Source organism: Absiella sp. AM29-15, from assembly GCF_003434225.1.
In the GTDB taxonomy this organism is placed as follows: domain Bacteria; phylum Bacillota_I; class Bacilli_A; order Erysipelotrichales; family Erysipelotrichaceae; genus Hoskinsella; species Hoskinsella hominis.
Genome location: NZ_QVFL01000017.1, coordinates 387 through 21,159, shown reverse-complemented (window position 1 = coordinate 21,159; position 20,773 = coordinate 387). Strand labels below are relative to the sequence as shown.

Sequence of the window (20,773 nt, the reverse complement as noted above, 5' to 3'; positions counted from 1 at the left end):
ACACTCTTATTCTACTTCATTTTTCCCTTTTTGAAAAGGGTTATTGTTATTTATTTCACTTGTTTCCACGATTTAAGCGCATACACATAGAAAAAGCACACCATTTATGATGTGCCTTCATATTAATAATCTTCTTCTGTAGTTTTTAATGGTGGGATATCATCTTCATGACTATCTGTATCATCTTCATCTTCGTCAATCAGAATTTCACTTGTATCCACAACAACTTCGTTATATGTGTGACGTTCTCTTAAATCCCATTTGTTTTCCCCTACACATACAAAACGATCATCTAAAGATAAATCACTATAGAATTGTGCAATATTATCTTCTTCCTGTGCCTGTGTAAATCCCATAATCTGACAGATTTCTTCCCACAGCTTAATAAAAGTTACCGGTTTTTTCTTTGTGGATAACTGTTCATATGCGACATCGATCATTGCTTTTTTCATGTTAAACTAAATCCTCCTACATTTTTTCAATAGCTTCTACACCGATCAGTTCCAAGGCGTTTTTCAGCGTGATTTTTGTGGCCTTTAACAGTGCCAGTCTTTGTGCACTCAATTCTTCATGTTCCATATCAATGACTTTACATGCATTGTAGAAACTGTGGAAATAAGCTGCAAGTTTCTGAATGTAATTACATACCTTATGAGGCGAACGTGTTTTTGCGGCATCTGCCACTACATTTGTAAATTCATTGATGTACTTCATCAATGCGATTTCTTTTTCATGTGTTAATAAATCAAAGTTTTCTGCTTCTTTCATTTCAGGTGCCTGACGCAGGATAGAACACATTCTTGCGTGTGCATATTGTGCATAGTACACAGGGTTGTCATTACTCTGTTTTCTTGCTAAGCCTAAATCGAAATCAAAGTGTGTATCAACGGCACGCTGAACAAAGAAGTAACGTACAGCATCTACACCTACTTCATCACATAACTCACGAATCGTAACCGCATTTCCTAAACGCTTACTCATCTTCACTTCTTCACCGTTTTCCACAAGACGAACCATCTGAATAATGTCTACCTGTAACTTATCAGGATCATTACCCAATGCTTCAATACTTGCCTTCAAACGAGGAATATATCCATGGTGATCTGCGCCAAGCAAATCTACCAACATATCAAAACCACGATCCAGTTTATCTTTATGATAAGCGATATCTGGTACAAGATATGTGTAAGAACCATCTGTTTTTCTTAATACACGATCTTTATCATCGTTAAACTTAGTAGTCGCAAACCATAAAGCCCCATCTTTTTCATAAGTCATGCCTTTTTCATCCAGCACCTTTAAAGCCGCTTCTACTTTACCATCATCACGAATCTTTTGTTCACTACTCCATACATCAAAGTGTACACGGAAGTAATCTAAGTCACGTTTGATTTTATTCAATTCAAACTCAATACCTTTTTCTTTAAAGAACTTTAAGTTCTCTTCATTTTCTTCTACATAAGTATCTTTATATGTTTCCGCTAATTCAATGGCAATCTTTTTTACATCTTCTCCATGGTATCCATCTTCAGGCAATACAAAGTCAAGTCCCATGTGTTCACGATATCTTGCCTGCAAAGATTTACCAAGATTGATAATCTGATTACCTGCATCATTTACATAATACTCACGGCATACATCATAGCCACTTGCCTTCATCAAACGGGTAATGCTATCACCCCATGCTGCACCTCTGGCATGTCCAAGATGCAAGTCGCCAGTAGGATTTGCGGATACATATTCCACATTCACTTTTATGTTATGACCTGTATCATTATGACCAAAATTATCACCCTGTGCCAAGACTGTTTCAATAATCTTTGCCAAAGATGTATTTTTGATTTTAAAGTTGATAAAACCAGGTCCTGCAATTTCACAGCTTTCGATATCCGCAGCATCTTTATCAAGTGCTTCCATAATACCTTCCGCAATCTTTCTTGGGTTGTTTTTCAAAATTCTTGTTAACTGCATGGCAACATTAGTTGAGTAATCTCCATGGCTTTTATCCTTTGGAATTTCAATCACGATATTGTCTTCTTGCAATTCTTGTCCAAACGCTTTTGATACAGCATCCTTCAACGCATGCTTTAAACTCATCTCGATCTGGTTCATGCCTGATCCTCCTTCAATATCCATAAAATCCGGTAGCCATCTGTCACTTCACCACCGCTGAGGATATCATATTCCAATGCGATGATGTTATCTTTCCTTATATATTTATACGTATAAATTTCCAAGTCAATCGTGCCAAATTCTGACAGTACACTTCCGCAGGTTTTCTCATTCATTTGGAAATGCAGATTTGAAATGACTTCACCTTTTCGTTCAATACGAAGTCCTTCATCATCTGCGACAATATTCACAGATGCTACCCCATCCTTTTCCACATATTCCATACACAGAGAAGACCCTTTTTTCACTAAATTTACATGGCCTTCAAACATCAGATTTTTCTCATTTGTGTATCGATGCTTTTGTTTCACTGTAAGATGTTTCTTCATGTTCTCACCACTTATCATGAGCATTATAGCAGAATTTTATATTCATGCAACCTTTTTTAGTCAAAAAGATTAAAAACTTTTGGTTTTCGGTTTTTTCGCCTGTTTTCTTTCCTTATATTATATATCACAAAAATCATATTCCAAATAATTGTTCTTCCTTATATTATATATATGCATGTTTTACTTCTTAAAAAATCTCTTCCTTATATATATAAGACGAAAAATTCTTGTTTGTTAATCAGGTTTAATTTATAAAAGTATCATATTCCACTTTTATAATATAATTCGTATAATAGGCGAATAACACCTGCATTTCATGAAAAATCAGAAATCAGCATCAAAAACCCACGGATTTGTAAAGAATGCGCTTTCATACCCGGAATCCATGGTCTAACAGTGGTACAGCATTATAAGTCAAAAATATCATATTCCACTTTTATAATATCGATTTTGCATTAAATTTGGCATTTTTCCATACCATTTCGTTTAGAAAGACATAAAATTGCTCACACTAAGACATGAAGAGGTGGCGCTATGAAACTATTTAAACGTATCATTTTTTGTTTCACTTTTCTTATCCTGACTGCTTTGATTCTTTTGTATGGCATTGCCTACATGGATACTTTGTCTTTAGATGAGCAAAGAAAGAATATCACCATCTATGACAAGAATGGAGATATCATGTATGAATCCAATTTTAAGAAAGATATGAAGTGGACAAAGATTGATGATATTCCAGAGTTTATTCAAAAAGCATTTGTCAGTGTGGAGGATAAACGTTTTTATTCCCATGCCGGCTTTGATCCTATTCGGATATCCAAAGCCCTGCTTACTGATATCAAATCCAAAAGCATTGTGGAAGGTGGCTCTACCATCACACAACAATACGCAAAGAATTTATTTCTAACAAATGAACAGACCCTATCCCGCAAGGTTCAGGAAATGTATTATGCTGCGCGTTTAGAAATGCAATACAGTAAAGAAGAAATTTTGGAGGGATATTTAAATACAGCATACTTTGGGCATGGCATCTATGGCATCAATGCTGCATCCCATTATTTCTTTGACAAGGATATGAAGGATTTAAGTGTTGCCCAGGTTGCGATGTTGATTGGAATACCCAATGGACCAAGTATCTATTCCCCATTTCTTCATCCAGACAATGCCCTGCAGCGGGAACATTTGATTCTGGGTATTCTAAAAAACAATCATCTGATTGATGATGCTACTTATCAATCTGCCATGGAAGAACCTTTGACTTTATCCACCAAAGAAGAAACCAAGACCAGCGGCATCAACCAGTACTACATTGACGCAATCATTTCTCAACTGAATCAAATGCACATTGATTTAAATCAGGAAATCAAAATTGATACCTATTATGACCCTGATGCCCAGCAGGCGTTATCCACAGCAATTCAAAACAATACCAGCGCAGATAATGAACTGGAAGTTGCTGGTATCATTACCCAGCCCTTCACTGGAAATATCTTGGCATTATCCGGTGGAAAAGATTATACGATTTCACAATACAACCGGGCAATACATTCTTCCCGTCAAATTGCCAGTACAGTAAAGCCACTGTTATACTATTGCGCGCTTCAACAAGGTTTTACGCCATCCACCCAGTTTTTATCTCAAGAAACAACCTTCCCACTTGGTGAACATGATGAATACAAGCCACACAACTACAACAATCAATATCCGAATCAGAAAATCAGCATGATCAATGCTATTGCGATGTCAGATAATATCTATGCTGTCAAAACACATTTGTTTCTGGGTATCGATACACTACATAAAGCACTGCTTGATTTTGGTATCACCCAATCACAGCCAAATGCCAGTGAAGCGTTAGGCTGTGTGAATATGTCAGTTAGTGATTTAAGTGGCATCTATAATACCTTTGCCAGTGAGGGGCTTTATATAGAACCCTCCATGATTGCTCGTATCACCAATAAAGATGAAGTACTATATGAACGCAAAGTAGAACCCAAGCGTTTGTTACAGCGTGATGAAACCCTAGTGCTTGATCAGATGTTGACAGCAACCTATGATATCAAAAACAAGACCTATGGCCTGCCTAGTATGTATGGCTCCAATCCAAATGTGAAAGTTGCGGTAAAATCAGGTACCAGTGACTGGGATTCCTGGGTGATGGGATTTAATCCAGAATATACTATCGGGGTGTGGAGTGGCTTTGATGATAATCGTGATTTAAGCAAAGACTATTACATGGTTTCCAAAAATATCTTCAAGCAGAGCTTTGATACCCTGTATGCTCACAAAGATGGCATCTGGTATCAGCCAAGTGACAACATCATACAGCGCAAGGTGAATCCTGTTACTGGAGAAGATGCACAGGATGGAAGTATCTACTGGTATCTCAAAGAGCGATGAAAACGTTATCATGACTGTTTTTGGCTAAAGGTAGTGTACATTTCGGTAATATTGTCTATAAATTTGTGAATATTGTGTGAAATTCAAAAAAATTTGAAAAATATTTTTTTATTTTTGAAATTCCTCAAAATCCTTTGATTATCGACTCATTTTAGGTTTTATACCCACTCCAAAAGTGACAAATTCGTAAGTTTCAACTATTTTTGGGGTTGCAAAGCGTTTGGGCGTTTGTTACAATGAGGGCGTTGATGTCGAGGTGATAAAATGAATTTTATTGAAAAAAACGCTAAAAAAGTCGCATTATTCCTATGCTTTGCTACAGCAGGTACTGCGGTAACCACTGCGTATGCAATGGAAAATTCTACAGGATGGAAAGGTAACGGAGCAGACAGAGTTTATATAAACGCAAATAACGAAAAGGCAACTGGCTGGCTGACTCTTGAAGATGGTGTTTACTTCTGTAACGATGAAGGACACCCAGTAACAGGTTGGCAGACAATCGAAGGAAAGAAATATTTCTTCGACGCAAATGGTATTAAACTATCTGGTGTACAGATCATTGAAGGTCGTCAATACACATTTAGTAAAGACGGAGATCTGTTGAACGGATGGAATACTGAAAAAACATCTTACTTCAACGAATTCGGTGATAAAGTAACTGGTCTTCAGAAGATTGATGACAAATCATATCTGTTTGATGACAAAGGTGCAATCAAAACTGGATGGCAGGAAGTTGACGGAAAGAAACTGTACTTCAATGCTGATGGTTCATTAGCAACCGGAAAAACAAAAATCGGTGACAAAACTTACACATTTAATGATGATGGTACATTAAACGTAGGTTGGGCAAAAAAAGGTAAAGAAAAATTCTATTATGACAAGTATGGTAATATGACAAAAGGCTGGAAAACAATCGATGGTGATAAATATTACTTCGATAAAAAAGGTCAGATGTTATATGACTGTGATGAATATGCAGGATACAAATTTGCTAAGAATGGTGTAGCTACACCAATCGAAGAAGATGAAGAAGAAATGGAAGATCAGATTGATGACAATGGAAATGTTGTTGAAACAGCTTCTAGAGGCAACAGCTCTTCTAAATCAAGCTCAAATTCTTATAAAGCAAACGTTGGTAATGCAGATGGTTCTATCTATTCAGCTGCAATGTCCCAGTTAGGTGTTAACCAGGACTGTACAGCATTAGTTAGTAACTCATTGGCTGCTGCTGGAATTTATTTCCACGGATGGCCTGCAGAATACTTAAGTCTTGGACCTACAGTATCTTACTCACAGGCACAGCCTGGTGATGTATTGGTTTACAATGGTCACGTAGCAATCTATGCTGGTGATGGTATGGCAGTACACGGTGGTTTCAACGGAAATCAGACTGTTCTGTTCTCTGTAAACTGTAGTTCTGGAGCATTCCAGGTAGTAAGACCTCAGTAATATGTATAAAAGAACGCGATATGCGTTCTTTTTTTTATTTATATCCTACTTTTTATCCATTCTCAGCAATGTTTATGATAAATACAGGTATTTGTTTACCTGACAGTAAAACATCCCTCAAACGCCTTAAAAACAAAAGAAGCACTACAACATGCTTCTTCCATTGATAACAACTTCTTTTAATTTTAAATGATGATCTAAAATTACCAGATCAATCTTTTTACCTAAACCAATTTCATGAGCATACGTCTTTAACTTCTTTGCGGCATTTAAAGAACACATATCCACACATTCCATTAAATCAAAATGCAGTTCCTTGTACAAATACGTAAATGTTGATAATAAATCACGACATCCCCGTTTCAGTTCCCCATCCATATACACAGCACCATTGATAATACTGACATGCTCATCTATTGGATGAACACCATGGGTATCTAATCCAGCAAATTTACTATCTGATATTGCGGTGATTCGCTTACTTCCAATCATTGGTATCATCCATTTCAGCATATATGGCTGTACATGAATACCATCCATAATGACTTCACATAAACAATCACCTAAGAAAATCGCATCCATCATGTTTTCTTTATGATGATCCACATGCGGCATTGTATTGCCCAGATGTGTAATCTGATCAGCACCATTATCAAAAGCTTCCATCACTTCATCATAGCTAGCTTTGGTATGTCCCAAAGATACCTCCACACCATATAAATGCAATAAACGAATTGCTTCCTGTGCATTTTCTACTTCCGGTGCAATTGTCATAATCGCAATGTCCTCATGATACTTCCCTAAAAAAGTATCCAGCTCGCCAATATTTACAGGATGGATATCTTTACGATTCATAGCCCCGTTCATATCTGGATTCAGATAAGGTCCCTCCAAATGAAGTCCCATATATCTTGCGCCTTTATAAGAACCACGAAATGCTGTACGATAGGCTTCAATCAATGGTTCATATTCCTTTAAGGAACGTGAAGCCAGCGTTGGACAAAACGCTGTCACACCTAACTTAGGATATAGCATCGCTAATTTCAACAGCTCTTGAATATCTGTAGTATCTGCGCTGATACCCATACAACCATGTGTATGAATATCCACAAAGCCTGGCAATGCCAAATCACTTTCCATTTTTGGTGTCTTATAATCTATTCTTTCCACAAACCCGTCTTCCAGATAAAGATCACCAAACACCAGTGTTCCATCCTGGAAAAACTTTACATTTTCTATCTTTTTCTTCAACATAAACACCTCTTTATAAGTATTGTATTGCATACTTCCCCCTTTTACAAGAAATATTTAAATGCTTTCTTTAGAAAATCTTTCGTTTTTTTTCCCTTTCCTCTTTAGAACTGTTTTTTATAATAGAAGTGAACATAAGGGAGGGATTTTATGAATGAGATACTGTTTTATTTAGGGGTCGCCAGCCTTTTTATTGCTTTTTCCATCACACTTGCGATTTCCCTGTGTATCGACCATATTCAGGAAAAACGATATCGCCATACTTCTCGCTGGTAAAATATTGTATAATAAAATAAAAGCGAGGGGTTTTCCATGAATGAGACAATTTTAATCGTAGAAGATGAAGTAGAAATTGCGAATGCAATTGAAATTTATTTAAAGAATCAGGGATATCAAACATATATCGCAGGCGATGGCAAGGCTGCTTTGGATATCCTTGATCAAAAAGAAGTACATTTGGCAATCGTTGATATCATGATGCCAATTATGGATGGAATCACTTTTACCATGAAAGCAAGAGAGCGTTTTGATTTTCCAATTATTATGTTATCAGCAAAAAGTGAGGATATTGACAAAATAACCGGTTTAAATATCGGCGCAGATGATTATGTAACCAAGCCTTTTACACCTATGGAGCTATTAGCAAGAGTCAACGCACAGTTGCGGCGCTATAAACGTTTTCTTTCCATCGCAAAACAGAAAGAAGAAATGAAGGATGTTTGTATCCTGGGTGGTATTGAACTGCATAAAGACACAAAAGAAGTGTATGTCGATGGCGTACTCAAACAGCTGACACCTATTGAATTTAAAATTCTTCAGTTGTTTATGGCATCTCCAGGACGTGTTTATTCCAGTGAAGAAATCTATGAAAAAGTCTGGAAAGAAGATGCCATCAATACAGAAACGGTCATGGTACATATTCGAAATCTGAGAGAAAAAATAGAACTGGACCCGAAAAAGCCACGATATATCAAAGTCGTTTGGGGTGTCGGTTATAAAATTGAAAAACAATAAAGGATGATGAACATGAAAAAAAATCAACACCCGGCAAGGCTATTCCTGCTGGTCATTATAGGTCTTATGGTATTTATGTTACTTTCCATGGGACCAAGCAATAATTCTGCCACAATGAAGGCTGAAGCAACACGACAGGCAATCATAGAAGAAACAGAAAAAAACTCACCACAGATTTTTGCGGAGCGATACAATGATGAATTTGAAACACATGTAGGCAGATGGATCGTATCTTCCTATATCAGCTATTTGGATTCAGAAGCATTAGAAGGCCGCCGATCTTTCTTCAAAGATACCCACTACCTGTATACAAGCTCTTTACAAGTTATTGATCGAGTATTAAATGACTATCTTGGGGAAAATAATGGAGATAGTTTAAATGATTTTAATTTAATTGGCTATTATGTTGTGGATACCACAGATGATAAAACAGACCACCATATCACAAACAGCCAAAAATACAAAGAATATGTATCCAAAGATACCAGCATCACAAAGAAAGATAACACATGGTTTATCGTCATACAGTTTGATAAAGATGGAAAACTAAAGGTCACAAAAAGCTATAATAACACCCGTTCTTTAGTCATACAAAATAGTTATGAAGAGCAGCTACATGAAATTCTAACATCAATTTCAAATAATGATGATACACTTGCCAACCTTGAAGTCAATGATATAAAAAATATGACATTTGCCTTTATCGTTACGGAAGATATGGGTTTAGTTTCCACAGACCCTGTATATGATGAAAGCGCAGTTCATCTAGTTTATCATGATGAAATGTTAAATTCACAAAATATGTATTTCACAATGTCTATGTTTATCCTCATCGCCTTTGTGGCATTCTATCCTCATAAACGTATCAAAGAAACAAAATTCTATCGTACACTCATGTCTTTGCCAATTGAACTTATGGCATTCAGCTTAATGATTGTTTTGATTTTGATTTATACGCACACTCTATCACTAGGGGGAGATGCTGCTTCCGCACTCGGTGCTTTCTTTATCTTCCCAATCGCGTATCTTTTAACGATGCACCTAATCTTCTTCTTCAAAGAAGTAAGTACTATGGGACTAAAGAATGCTTATCTGCAATATTCTCTGATTCATAACGATATGAAAGAAATCAAGAAAATTTTAATTGAAGTTTATCACTATCTGGCAAACGATAACTTGGAGCCAACAGATAAAGGGCTGTTACGCATCATTTTCCTTATTTTATTAAATCTGTTGTTAATTGTATTGTTTAACAGCTTAGGATTATTCTTCTATATACCATACATTATTTGCCTGTTTTTAATCATATTCCGAAAGAATCAACGCCGCATTGAGGATTTCTTAAAAGTAAAAGAACTGACAACCAATATCTCCAATGGGGATTTTGAGGAAGCGGTGGAAAAGGATAACTTAGGTGTTTATGAACCATTGAAGGGTGATTTGATCAACATCCAGCAGGGCATTGAAGAAGCCGTAGAAAAAGCTATGGTTTCCCAGCGTATGAAAAATGAACTGATTACCAATGTATCCCATGATCTAAAAACACCTTTAACGGCTATTATCAGCTATATCGATCTATTGAAAAATGAAAATATCACAGAAGAAGAACGTAAGAACTATCTGGAAATCTTAGAGAAGAGTGCTGATCGTTTGAAACATCTGATTGAAGATTTATTTGAAATGAGTAAGGCAAACAGTGGCAGTATCACTCTGGATTACATGGATGTCGACTTAATTTCATTATTGAAACAGGTAGAAATGGAATGTCAGAATGCCTTTAATGAAAAACATTTAATCATCAAGCATCATTTCTCTGATGAAAAGGTATTATTACCATTAGATCCGCAAAAAACCTGCCGTATCTTTGAGAATCTATTAAGCAATGTTGGTAAATATGCTTTAGATCAAACACGAGTGTTCATTTCCGTCACAGATTTTGAAAGCCGTGTAGATGTTGAAATTAAAAACGTATCCAAAGAAGAAATTGATTATACACCTGATGAAATCGTAGAGCGCTTTACCCGTGGAGATAAATCACGCAACAGCGAAGGCAGTGGATTAGGCCTGGCGATTGCCAAGAGCTTTACAGAACTGATGAAAGGGCGTATGCATATCGATTTAGATGGCGATATCTTTAAAGTTACCATCAGTTTCTATAAAAACAACAATGCATAAGCTTTAAAAAGGGACATTTTGTCCCTTTTTCTATGTGATAAAACATTTTAAAATCCGCATTTTATGATAAACTTGTGATATAATAAAAGAAAAAAGCGGTGGTACGTATGAAAAAAGTCATCAATCATCCTAGTTTCCGATATCTTCTATTCGGTTTTTCGCTTCTTTTTCTCTTTATTTCGTTTTATGATTATAACCGTATCAGTGAAAAACATATTGAAACTGAAATGATTGAAATCACGGGGGAAAACAATCAACTGATTAATGGGGCAATTACCAATAAAATAAAGGATCAATTGGAAATCCTTCAAAATTACGCCAAGCTTATCGCATACCATGAGGATATCACAAGTAAAGAAGTATTTGATCTGCTAGAGCCATTAACGAAGGAAGATCTTTTCACTAACGTCGCCATTACCACACCTGATGGTATTTCCTATACCAGTCCAACACATACAAGCGATAACAGTGAACGTAAATTCTTTGTGGAAGGAATGAAGAGAAAAACGATCATCAGTGATATGATTACATCCAAAATCAGTAATGAACAAGTCATTGTGATGAGTGTACCTATCTATAAACAGGCAAAAGTCATCGGCGTATTACGGGTTTCCATGAGCACCACATTACTGCCGGAATATTTTAATCTGTCTTTTTTATCAGGCAACATTTCATCTTTTATTATCCAGCGGGATGGCGTGAATTTAACACCTAAGAAAAATTATTATAATTTCTTTCACATGCTGGAAAAAGATGAACGCAATAAAGAAATCGAAAAAGAAATGAAGGAAAAGCTGGCAAATGGAGATCATGGCTACATCACCTTCAAATTAAACAATAAAACACGTTATGCGTACTTCTCAGACGTGGAAGGCACAAACTGGTACCTGTTAAGCGTGCTTCCTCATTCGTATGTCACAGAGCGTATAAACCACAATTTAACGCATACACTTCTTTTAGCTGGCAAAGTTAGTGTCCTACTTCTCATCATTGGCATATACCTGTTATATCTCATGAATGAAAGCCGTAAAGAAGAAGTAAAAAATCAGGAAAAACTACATACCATCATATCCAATACACCAGGTATCAGTTTCAAACATAAGATACACAATCCAGCATCTATCCAATTCTTTAACGATAATCGAAAGCTGTATGCAGGCTACAGCAAGGAAGAACTTTTAGATCTCATTTCTACCGATTTATCCAGCATTGTATGGGAGGAAGATCTTCCTATCGTTGAACAGTTAAACCGTCCCCAGAAAAAAGGAACTGTTGTTTCTAATACATATCGTATTCTGCTTAAGAATGGACATATGCAATGGATTTTTGACCAGCGCCAAAGCGTTTTAGAGAAAGATCATACGATATGGCTATATATCACAGTACTTGATGTCACAGGTATGCGCGAAACCCAGGAACGCCTGCGACTTAGTGAAGAGCGATATGCAATGATATTAAAAGAAACCCGTTCTATCCCATTTGAATGGAATGTCAAAGCAGATACCATTACCTTCTCTGATGCATGGACAAATACCTTTGCCCACCCGAAAGTAATCGACCATTTTCTTTCTGTCACAAACAAATACTTCAAAGACCGTGAATACACTTATATTCCTCTAATGGAAAACATGATTCGAGGACAATCCAGTGATCAAATAGAATGTATCCTTCCAAGTGGACATAATGAAAACATATGGGTCAAGATTCACGCAAAAGCGCTATATGATAATAATGGCTTTTTGACCCGTATCATTGGCAGTATTCTGGATATCAGTGAAGAAAAAGAAAAAACATCTCGCTTGATCAAACAATCTCAAATCGATGGATTAACTGGGCTGTATAATCGTATCACGATAGAACATCTGATCAATGAAGCATGTCAAAACGATCCTGATTCCTCCCTTATCCTGTTTGTGATCGATGTGGATGATTTCAAGAAAGTCAATGATACCTATGGACATGCCAGTGGTGATGAAGCATTGATCAATGTATCCAAAGCTTTAAGGAAATGTTTTAGAAGTGATGATTTGATTGGAAGAATTGGTGGCGATGAATTTGTTGTATTGATGAAAGCCAATACGAATGTTTATAAAGAACTGCCAACACAAAAGATTTCCATGTTGAAAAATATGTTGTCAAATATTCATATCCAGAAGGATCTCAATTTTGTGATTCACTGTAGTATCGGTATCTCTATTCATCCACAGGATGGTACGAATTATAAAGAATTATTCACATGGGCAGATCACTCCATGTATGAAGCAAAAAAACATGGCAAAAACACATTTGTTTATCAGCCAAAGAACACAGAAAAACCATGATCCTTACGACCATGGTTTCTTTTTATTATAATTTAATAAATTTCTCAACATCGATAACAAAGATTGTTGCGCCGCCCACCTGTACTTCTACAGGGAAGGAAGCATATCTTCCAATATCATAAGAAGCAGTACTTGGCACAACTTCTGTACGTCTTCTACTGTATTCGCCAATGACTTCGATTGCTCTTTCAATCTTATCATCATCTGTACCAACGATCAAAGTAGTATTACCAGCTCGTAAAAATCCTCCAGTTGTTGCAAGACGTGTTACCTGATAGTTTTCTTTCGTCAAAGCACTGGAAACAGCTGGGCTGTCATCGTTTGACATGATTGCTAATATTAACTTCATAATAATATTTCTCCTTTCTATTAGTATAGTCATATTTTATCACTTATCCATGTTTAGCACAATGATTTTTTTGCTTTCTGTGACTTTGTGAAGGATTTGTCTAAATGATTTTTAATCATCTTTTCATCGCTCTTCCCAAATTGTGCTATAATATACAAACGTAAAGGAAGTGAGCATCATGGAGAATGTAGGACTGGTATTAGAAGGCGGCGGCATGCGTGGATTTTACACAGCCGGTGTACTTGATTATTTTATGGAAAGAGGCTTTTATACCAATGGTGTCATTGGTGTCAGTGCTGGTGCATGCCATGGTTGTAGTTATGTATCAAAACAGATCAAGCGAAGCTATCGTATCAACACAGAATATTTAAATGATAAACGGTATATGAGTTTTCAATCTCTTGTGAAAACAGGTGATTTCTTTGGCGCAGAATTTGTATATGATACCATTCCAAATAAACTGGATGTCTTTGATTATGATGCGTATAATCAAAGTGGAATGAAGTTTTATACGGTTGCCAGCAATCTAGAAACAGGCAGAGCAGAATATCTTCCATGTATCAATATGAAACATGATGTCATCTATGTACGTGCCAGTGCATCCTTACCACTGTTATCACGAATCGTGGAAGTAGATGGCATGAAGCTGCTTGATGGTGGATGTACCGACAGTATCCCAGTTAAAAAGTTTCAACAAATGGGATACAAGAAAAACATTGTGATCTTAACCCAGTGCAAAGAATATCGAAAGGGTAAAAACAACTTATTGCCTTTGATACGTAGAACATATCGTAAATATCCAAAGTTTGTGAAAGCTATGGAAGAACGTCATATTCATTACAACCGTACCCTGGATGAACTTGGTGTTATGGAAAAGGAAGGCAGCGTCTTTATCCTTCGCCCAAAAACCCCTGTAACGATTGGGCGCTTAGAAAAAGATATAAATAAATTAACAGATCTCTACAATCAGGGATATGAAGATGCAAAGGAACAGTTTGAAAACATCCTAGCCTTTGTGAACAGCTAAAAACTACCACGAGGTTTTTTACCTCGTGGTAGTTTTTTCCTTGCTTGAAAAAAGACATTGCAAAAAAAGATATTACATTGGTTCTTTTCCCTGCATCATTTTACGATATGCAAGTGCTGTCATATGAAACATCCGCTTAAATATTTTTGCGAAATAACTGGCATCCATAAAGCCACATTGTGCCGCAATATCTGTCACATTAAACGTGGTTGTCCCTAATAATTCACATGCTTTCATCAATCGATACTTCATCAAGATCTGCATAGGTGTTTCCTTGATGTTGCGTTTAAAGCATCGTTGTACTTCCCGTTCACTGATATTCACATGATGTGCCAAATCTTGCAAAGTTATTGGCTCATCATAATGCGTTTTTAAATAATTCATCATTTGTTTAATTCTTTCATCTTCTGGATATCTACTTTTTGAATATGATAAAGTTGATATATTCGCTTCTTTTAATATTGTTAAACATACCTTCATCAATTGTTCACGTGCAATAATTTCATATCCAAAGCTCTCTTCATGACATGCCATATAAGCAGATTCAATACAACTTGCCGTTTCTTTACCTAATACCATATAAGGAAGATTATGGTTGGTAATGAGTGGTGTAATATATCGTTTATCATAGACGCTGCCTTCTGCGCCAAATAAATTTTTTGATATCACAAAAGAAAACGCAATACAGGTATCCTTGCTTGTTTGAATGACTTGATGTAAAACACCACCATTGATAAACAAGCCATCGCCAGGGCACAAATGGATACATGTTTGTCCCGCATAGGCATCAAGTTCACCATCTTTCACATAAATCATTTCCATTTCATCATGAAAATGCCATGGGATCTGTCTTGCCGCAAAATGTTCCATATCGTTATAATAAGCAGCAAGTGGAAAGCTGTCTTCTACCATGACATTCAATTGTTTGTTCTGTGCATTCTTTTCTACACTGCATTCTATAATCATATTCTCACCTCAGTCGCTTTTATCCAATCTTTCGGCTATATTATTATAGATTTTATCAGAAATTGTCACTATAATACAAGTATCAGGAGGTTTTTCTTATGAATACAATTGATTTACATATGCATTCCATCTATAGTGATGATGGAGAATATACGCCAACCGAATTAATGAAAATGTGTAAAGATGCCGGTTTAACAACTGTTGCTATCGCAGACCATAACAGCACAAGTGCCATTGCGGAAGCTAAAAAAGCCGCAAAAGCATTAGGTATCAACTATATACCGGCAATTGAATTAGATTGTACGATTCATGGTGTTGATCTTCATGTGCTGGGATATGGCATTGATGAAAACAATCAAGCCCTTTTGGATAACGCAGAATATGTCAAAAAGCAGGCGCAGAATGTAGGAAAGGAACAGATTGAAAAAGTAAAAGCCTTAGGCTTTTATATTGATGAAGATGCATGTTATGCATTATCTCATGAAGGTGTGATTACAGGTGAAATCATCGCAGAAGTTGCCCTGCAGGATGAGCGAAACCATCCACTTATGAAAGAATATCTGCCTGGTGGCTCACGTAGTGATAATCCGTTTGTGAATTTCTATTGGGATTATTGTGCACAGTCAAAGCCAGCATATGTGCCTATTCACTATATTTCATTAAAAGAAGCTGTGGATATGATTCATGCGGCTGGCGGTATCGCAGTGCTAGCACATCCTGGGAATAACACAAAAGAAAACTTATCCTTAATAGACGCAATTTTTGCTTATGATGTAAAAGGCATGGAGGTATATAGCAGTTATCACACACCTGAGCAGATTGCTTTCTATAAAGATTACGCTGAACAACATTATTTAATGATCACCATGGGCAGTGATTTCCACGGTAAAACAAAACCAAGTATTGCATTAGGGGGTAGTCATTGTCCAGATACATCACTTTATGAAAACGCTATTTTATCCTTGATCAAATAAAAAGTACACTTCATCAGTGATCCTAAATAGGTACTTAAAATAAAACAGAGATTTCAAAAATGACTGTACTTATCAATCATTTAGAAATCTCTTTTCGTATATACCCTAAAGCAATAAAAAATCTTCATCACCTAACACTTTTTTCTTTATATATGCATTTTCATATATCTAATTAATGCCTCTTCCCTTTCCTGTAAAGCATAACCTTTTCGCTTCAGCCAATATCCACTGATCCATACATCCTCCTCTTTCAAAGGAAGATAACACATATCATCATCCTTTATAATCAAATTGCCTGCGGTGATGGATAGATATTTTCCACTTTGCAAGGCATCATGAAAACTTCCACGATCCGATACTTTCAACATATCCGGATGCTGGTGTAACCGTAACAATTCCATCAATTTATCCGTGCTTGTATCGTCGTAACAAACAAAAGGATACTTCTTGATATCTAATAGTTTCATGGATGTTTTGTGTGCAGCTTCATGCTGTTTGGACATCAACACATAAACAGGCATATGCTCTTTTAAGATTTGATATTCACACTGATATTTAACCGCATATTTTTGTATACGTTCCTCGCTTTTCCCTAACAAAAACACAATACCCAAGTGATCATTTTGCTGGTTTAACGACTGAAACACTTCTTCATTTCCCATCTCCCGAATCCGATCATTATAACGTTTTCCCTGTTGTGTAAATTGTAGAAAAACACGCATGATCATTGGAGAATAATAACTGGCAAGATTGATATCTTTACATGATGTTTGATTCAGATGATAGATATGATCCAGTTCTGCCAGGATCTTTTTACTACTGACAAGAAACGCTTTTCCCTCATCACTGAACTCAATGCCCTGATAATTTCGATTAATCAAAGTATATCCAAGTTCTTTTTCCAATGACTTGATCATCGTCGAAAGATATGGCTGAGATACATTTAATTTGCCTGCTGCCTCTTTGATAGAATGACATTTTGCGACCATACACATTATTTCTAAATGACGAAAATTCACATACCTCACCTCATTTATACTATAACATATTTGTTATATCCTATAAAACTTTTTGAATATCCTTTCCATTTATATCTATGTTATCATACATCTGAAAGGTGGGATTTTTATGACAAATATCTTACAAAAATCAAATGACATCAAACAACTTTTACAAACATGGCGCAAAGCCTTACATCAGATACCAGAAACGGGCATGCACCTGCCTAAAACAATCGCATATGTCACAAAACAGCTAGATACCATGCAGATTTCCTATCGTATCCTTGACCATGGCGCAGGGATCCTGGCTCAGATTGGTATGGCTTCCTCTCCTTGTATTTTATTAAGAGGGGATATGGATGCTTTACCTATCAAAGAAGAAAGCGGAGAAGCTTTTGCGTCAGTAAATGGCAATATGCATGCCTGTGGACATGATTTACATGCGACAATGTTATTAGGTGCCGCAAAGTTATTAAAAGAAAATGAAAATGAAATTCATGGTTGTGTAAAACTGCTGTTTCAAAGTGGTGAAGAAATAATGGCAGGTGCCAAAGCCGCAATACAGGATCATATATTAGAAAATCCTCATGTGGATGCTGGTTTTGCGACTCATGTTATCTCTAATATTCCAGTTGGTGTCATTGCATATGGAGAACATGCAGCTTCTTCTTCCACATTGTTTGAAATTCACGTGCAAGGAAAAGGCGGTCATGGATCCATGCCAGAACTATGTATAGATCCAATTCAGGCTGCTGTGATGATTTATCAGGGTTTTCAAGGCCTAATCGCAAGAGAATGTGGCGTTAGTGAAGAAGTTATTCTAACCTTTGGACAACTAAGCGCAGGAAACAGTACCAATATCATTCCTGATTCAGCAATATTAAAAGGAACTCTTCGTACATATGATAAAGAAAAACGTGAATACATAAAACAGCGTATGCAGGAAATCACCCAGGGGATTGCCCTTACTACACGTACCACCATCACACTTGATATCTTAAATGAGATGGATGATTTACATTGTGATCCTGCGTTAAATGATTTTTTTGCGCATAGCATTCAGGAATTAAATTCAGACTTCAAAATGATCAATCAGTTACATACTGCTGCATCTGAAGACTTTGCCGCTATCGCAGAATGTATACCATCTAGTTATTTTGCGATTGGTGCCGCGATTGATCCCCCTCAAAACTGTTATGGTCAACATCATCCAAAAGTACGTTTTCATGAAGATGCCCTTGTGATTGGCTGTGCAGCTTACACAAAAGCAGCTCTTGATTATATAGAAAAACAAAGCTAAAACTACCCTTAGCTTTGTTTTTTCATAAAGGATCTTAAACATTTTCCAATGTCACATCTTTTTTCTTTTTACAAAAATCATAAAGAAAATAAATAATACTGATACCCATAACTATCCACATGACATAATCCACAGATCCAAATTGTGTAAGAACGGCCATTGCATTGGCAAACATATGTAACATGATACCACTATAAATATCATGATTTTTCTCTCTTAAAATATATGCCGCAATACTCAAAAGAAACGCCTGAAAGAAGCCATTTAATGAAAAATGTAGAAATCCAAAAATGAAGGCATGTGCCAGCATCGTTTTCCTTCTTGTACTTAACGTAAGAGTATCAAACAAAACTCCACGAAATACAAATTCTTCCACAATTGGTACGAGGAATATCTGATTCAAAATTAATAGGATATTTAACTGTATGGTTGTTTCATCTTTAATGTAATCATTCATAATCGTTTCTAACATATTAGAAAATAAGAAAAATAAACCAATTCCAAATATAATGATAATTCTAATGATTTCTATCCATCCATAAGATGCAATTACTTCTGGTATCCTTTTCTTCAAATTCTTTGTATTATTCAAAAATGACATATCCAGCTGTTTTCGTTTCGCATATATCCAAAATAATGCGCCCAAACAAAGTACGCTCAATATTGATGCTAAAGCAGCGATATGTAGCCCATGCAGGATATCCGCAATAATATACCATCCAATCAATAAACCTAATAATTCTACACATTTTCTCCCTGTCATAATGTTTACCTGTAGCCCTTTCCACCTTCTTGATCATTTCTTATTGGTTTTATGCATTTACCATTAATCCCATTATACTATAGATTGTTATATAAAGCTATTGATAATTATTTTTTATTACTTTCGTATGATATAATGAAGATAAGAAATAATTACAGAAGCATTTTGTAAGAAAGTGAGATATTTTATGAATGAAGATTTCATCAATTTGACAAGTGAAAATTTAGCAAGCGAGCATTTATCATGTATTATCCGTACAAAAAAGGCACATCCTGGTGTAGAGGCAAAACGTCAATGGCTAAGCGAACGTTTAAAAGAAGGACATGTATTCAGAAAGCTTAACGAAAAAGCTACAGTCTTTATAGAATATGCGCCTCTTGAATCTGCCTGGGTTCCCATCATTGGTGATCGTTATTTCTATATTTATTGCTTATGGGCAACTGGCGAATTTAAAGGAAAAGGTTATGGTAAAGCGTTGATGGAGTACTGCATTGCGGATGCAAAAGCAAAAGGAAAATCTGGAATCTGTATGTTAGGCGCAAAGAAACAGAAAGCTTGGCTTACAGATCAGGCATTTGCGACAAAATTTGGTTTTAAAGTGGTGGATACGACTGATAATGGTTATGATTTACTTGCACTTTCCTTTGATGGAAGTAAGCCACAATTTGCAGATCATGCGAAAAATATGGAGATTGATCAAAAAGAATTAACCATTTTTTATGATATGCAATGCCCTTATATCTATCAAACCATAGAAAAATTAAAAGCTTATTGTGAAGAAAAATTTGTTCCTGTTACTTTCCATCAAATTGACACCTTAGAAAAAGCTAAACAATTACCATGTGTTTTCAATAACTGGGCAGCTTTTTATAATGGAAAATTTGAAACTGTCAATTTATTAGCGCCTTCGTTTATTGATCGTATTTTAAAGAAAAAATCATAATAAACATGATTTAGAATATTTCATATTTCACGACAATATTTAAAGAAATGGTTGATTTAGCATGCAGTAAACAAAAAATGACGTAACCCTTTAACTACTGGATTACGTCATTTATATTATTCCTTCTTTAATTCCTTGATGACTATTTTTTTGATGTTCTCTGGAAGTTTCAGCATATTCATTGCTTTATTTATGTCAATATTTGCTGATTCCATTAAGTTTTTTGTCAGTTCAATTGCAGATTTGATTTCTCCTTGCTCGATGCCTTGTTTTAAACCTTGTTCTAAGCCTTGCTCAAATCCTTCTATCAAAATGCTCTCGCCAAGATTACTCATAAAC

At 36.0% G+C, this 20,773-nt stretch carries 18 protein-coding genes and 1 pseudogene; 10 read left to right on the top strand and 9 right to left on the bottom strand.

The features are described from left to right. Positions 1–122 precede the first annotated feature (122 nt). The 3 genes from rpoE to DW761_RS15840 are packed head-to-tail and all read right to left on the bottom strand — an operon-like array spanning position 123 to position 2,501. Positions 123–452 carry a DNA-directed RNA polymerase subunit delta gene (rpoE, locus tag DW761_RS15850; RefSeq protein WP_117454043.1) on the bottom strand — a complete coding sequence of 110 codons (330 nt, stop codon included), beginning with the start codon at positions 450–452 and terminating at the stop codon, positions 123–125. 16 nt (positions 453–468) lie between these two features. Next, the gene (gene argS, locus DW761_RS15845) at positions 469–2,112 is read right to left on the bottom strand and encodes an arginine--tRNA ligase (protein ID WP_117454044.1); all 1,644 of its coding nucleotides are present in this window, start codon (positions 2,110–2,112) and stop codon (positions 469–471) included. After that, positions 2,109–2,501, bottom strand: a complete 393-nt coding sequence (locus tag DW761_RS15840; protein ID WP_233509411.1) for a DUF1934 domain-containing protein — start codon at positions 2,499–2,501, stop codon at positions 2,109–2,111. Before DW761_RS15840 ends, argS begins: the two co-directional genes overlap by 4 nt. Positions 2,502–3,035: 534 nt before the next feature. Between DW761_RS15840 and DW761_RS15835 the strand changes: the two genes are divergently transcribed. Next, on the top strand, positions 3,036–4,901 hold the full coding sequence (locus DW761_RS15835) for a transglycosylase domain-containing protein (protein ID WP_117454046.1): 1,866 nt from the start codon (positions 3,036–3,038) through the stop codon (positions 4,899–4,901). Between the two features lie 264 nt (positions 4,902–5,165). Beyond that, positions 5,166–6,350, top strand: a complete 1,185-nt coding sequence (locus DW761_RS15830) for an NlpC/P60 family protein (RefSeq protein WP_117518716.1) — start codon at positions 5,166–5,168, stop codon at positions 6,348–6,350. Between the two features lie 144 nt (positions 6,351–6,494). Here DW761_RS15830 and DW761_RS15825 read toward each other — a convergent pair whose 3' ends face one another. Then, a complete protein-coding gene (locus DW761_RS15825; RefSeq protein ID WP_233509408.1) occupies positions 6,495–7,604 on the bottom strand; it encodes an N-acetylglucosamine-6-phosphate deacetylase in 1,110 nt (369 codons plus the stop codon). A gap of 147 nt (positions 7,605–7,751) precedes the next feature. Here DW761_RS15825 and DW761_RS21710 point away from each other — a divergent pair, with 147 nt between their 5' ends. The 4 genes from DW761_RS21710 (at position 7,752) to DW761_RS15810 (ending at position 13,111) form a co-directional block, all read left to right on the top strand. After that, complete coding sequence (locus tag DW761_RS21710; RefSeq protein WP_255411871.1) at positions 7,752–7,877, top strand: hypothetical protein; 126 nt, start codon at positions 7,752–7,754, stop codon at positions 7,875–7,877. 36 nt (positions 7,878–7,913) lie between these two features. Next, positions 7,914–8,615: a response regulator transcription factor gene (locus DW761_RS15820; protein WP_117454048.1), complete on the top strand. Its 702-nt coding sequence runs from the start codon at positions 7,914–7,916 to the stop codon at positions 8,613–8,615. Positions 8,616–8,627: 12 nt separating this feature from the next. After that, positions 8,628–10,790, top strand: coding sequence for a sensor histidine kinase (locus tag DW761_RS21515; RefSeq protein ID WP_158552254.1), 2,163 nt, complete (start codon positions 8,628–8,630; stop codon positions 10,788–10,790). A 107-nt stretch (positions 10,791–10,897) separates the two neighbouring features. Then, the gene (locus DW761_RS15810) at positions 10,898–13,111 is read left to right on the top strand and encodes a GGDEF domain-containing protein (RefSeq protein WP_117518715.1); all 2,214 of its coding nucleotides are present in this window, start codon (positions 10,898–10,900) and stop codon (positions 13,109–13,111) included. Between the two features lie 25 nt (positions 13,112–13,136). Here the strand turns inward: DW761_RS15810 and DW761_RS15805 are convergent, their stop codons facing one another. Next, a complete protein-coding gene (locus DW761_RS15805) occupies positions 13,137–13,460 on the bottom strand; it encodes a cyclic-di-AMP receptor (RefSeq protein WP_002606956.1) in 324 nt (107 codons plus the stop codon). 178 nt (positions 13,461–13,638) lie between these two features. Between DW761_RS15805 and DW761_RS15800 the strand changes: the two genes are divergently transcribed. Beyond that, positions 13,639–14,487: a patatin-like phospholipase family protein gene (locus DW761_RS15800; protein ID WP_117518714.1), complete on the top strand. Its 849-nt coding sequence runs from the start codon at positions 13,639–13,641 to the stop codon at positions 14,485–14,487. 72 nt (positions 14,488–14,559) lie between these two features. On the opposite strand, the gene DW761_RS15795 is transcribed toward DW761_RS15800, so the two are convergent. Then, complete coding sequence (locus tag DW761_RS15795; protein ID WP_117518713.1) at positions 14,560–15,453, bottom strand: AraC family transcriptional regulator; 894 nt, start codon at positions 15,451–15,453, stop codon at positions 14,560–14,562. Positions 15,454–15,551: 98 nt separating this feature from the next. On the opposite strand from DW761_RS15795, the gene DW761_RS15790 reads away from it, so the two are divergent. Then, positions 15,552–16,427 carry a PHP domain-containing protein gene (locus DW761_RS15790; protein WP_117518712.1) on the top strand — a complete coding sequence of 292 codons (876 nt, stop codon included), beginning with the start codon at positions 15,552–15,554 and terminating at the stop codon, positions 16,425–16,427. A 146-nt stretch (positions 16,428–16,573) separates the two neighbouring features. Here DW761_RS15790 and DW761_RS15785 read toward each other — a convergent pair whose 3' ends face one another. Then, the gene (locus DW761_RS15785) at positions 16,574–17,446 is read right to left on the bottom strand and encodes a LysR family transcriptional regulator (RefSeq protein ID WP_117518711.1); all 873 of its coding nucleotides are present in this window, start codon (positions 17,444–17,446) and stop codon (positions 16,574–16,576) included. A gap of 109 nt (positions 17,447–17,555) precedes the next feature. On the opposite strand from DW761_RS15785, the gene DW761_RS15780 reads away from it, so the two are divergent. Then, positions 17,556–18,728: a M20 metallopeptidase family protein gene (locus tag DW761_RS15780; protein ID WP_117518710.1), complete on the top strand. Its 1,173-nt coding sequence runs from the start codon at positions 17,556–17,558 to the stop codon at positions 18,726–18,728. A 34-nt stretch (positions 18,729–18,762) separates the two neighbouring features. Here DW761_RS15780 and DW761_RS15775 read toward each other — a convergent pair whose 3' ends face one another. Further along, the gene (locus DW761_RS15775) at positions 18,763–19,491 is read right to left on the bottom strand and encodes a CPBP family intramembrane glutamic endopeptidase (RefSeq protein ID WP_117518709.1); all 729 of its coding nucleotides are present in this window, start codon (positions 19,489–19,491) and stop codon (positions 18,763–18,765) included. A gap of 187 nt (positions 19,492–19,678) precedes the next feature. On the opposite strand from DW761_RS15775, the gene DW761_RS15770 reads away from it, so the two are divergent. Continuing rightward, entirely contained in the window at positions 19,679–20,434 is a 756-nt protein-coding gene (locus tag DW761_RS15770) for a GNAT family N-acetyltransferase (RefSeq protein WP_117518708.1), read from the top strand. A 116-nt stretch (positions 20,435–20,550) separates the two neighbouring features. Here DW761_RS15770 and DW761_RS15765 read toward each other — a convergent pair. Next, positions 20,551–20,773, bottom strand: a pseudogene (locus tag DW761_RS15765) (hypothetical protein); the annotation flags it as partial.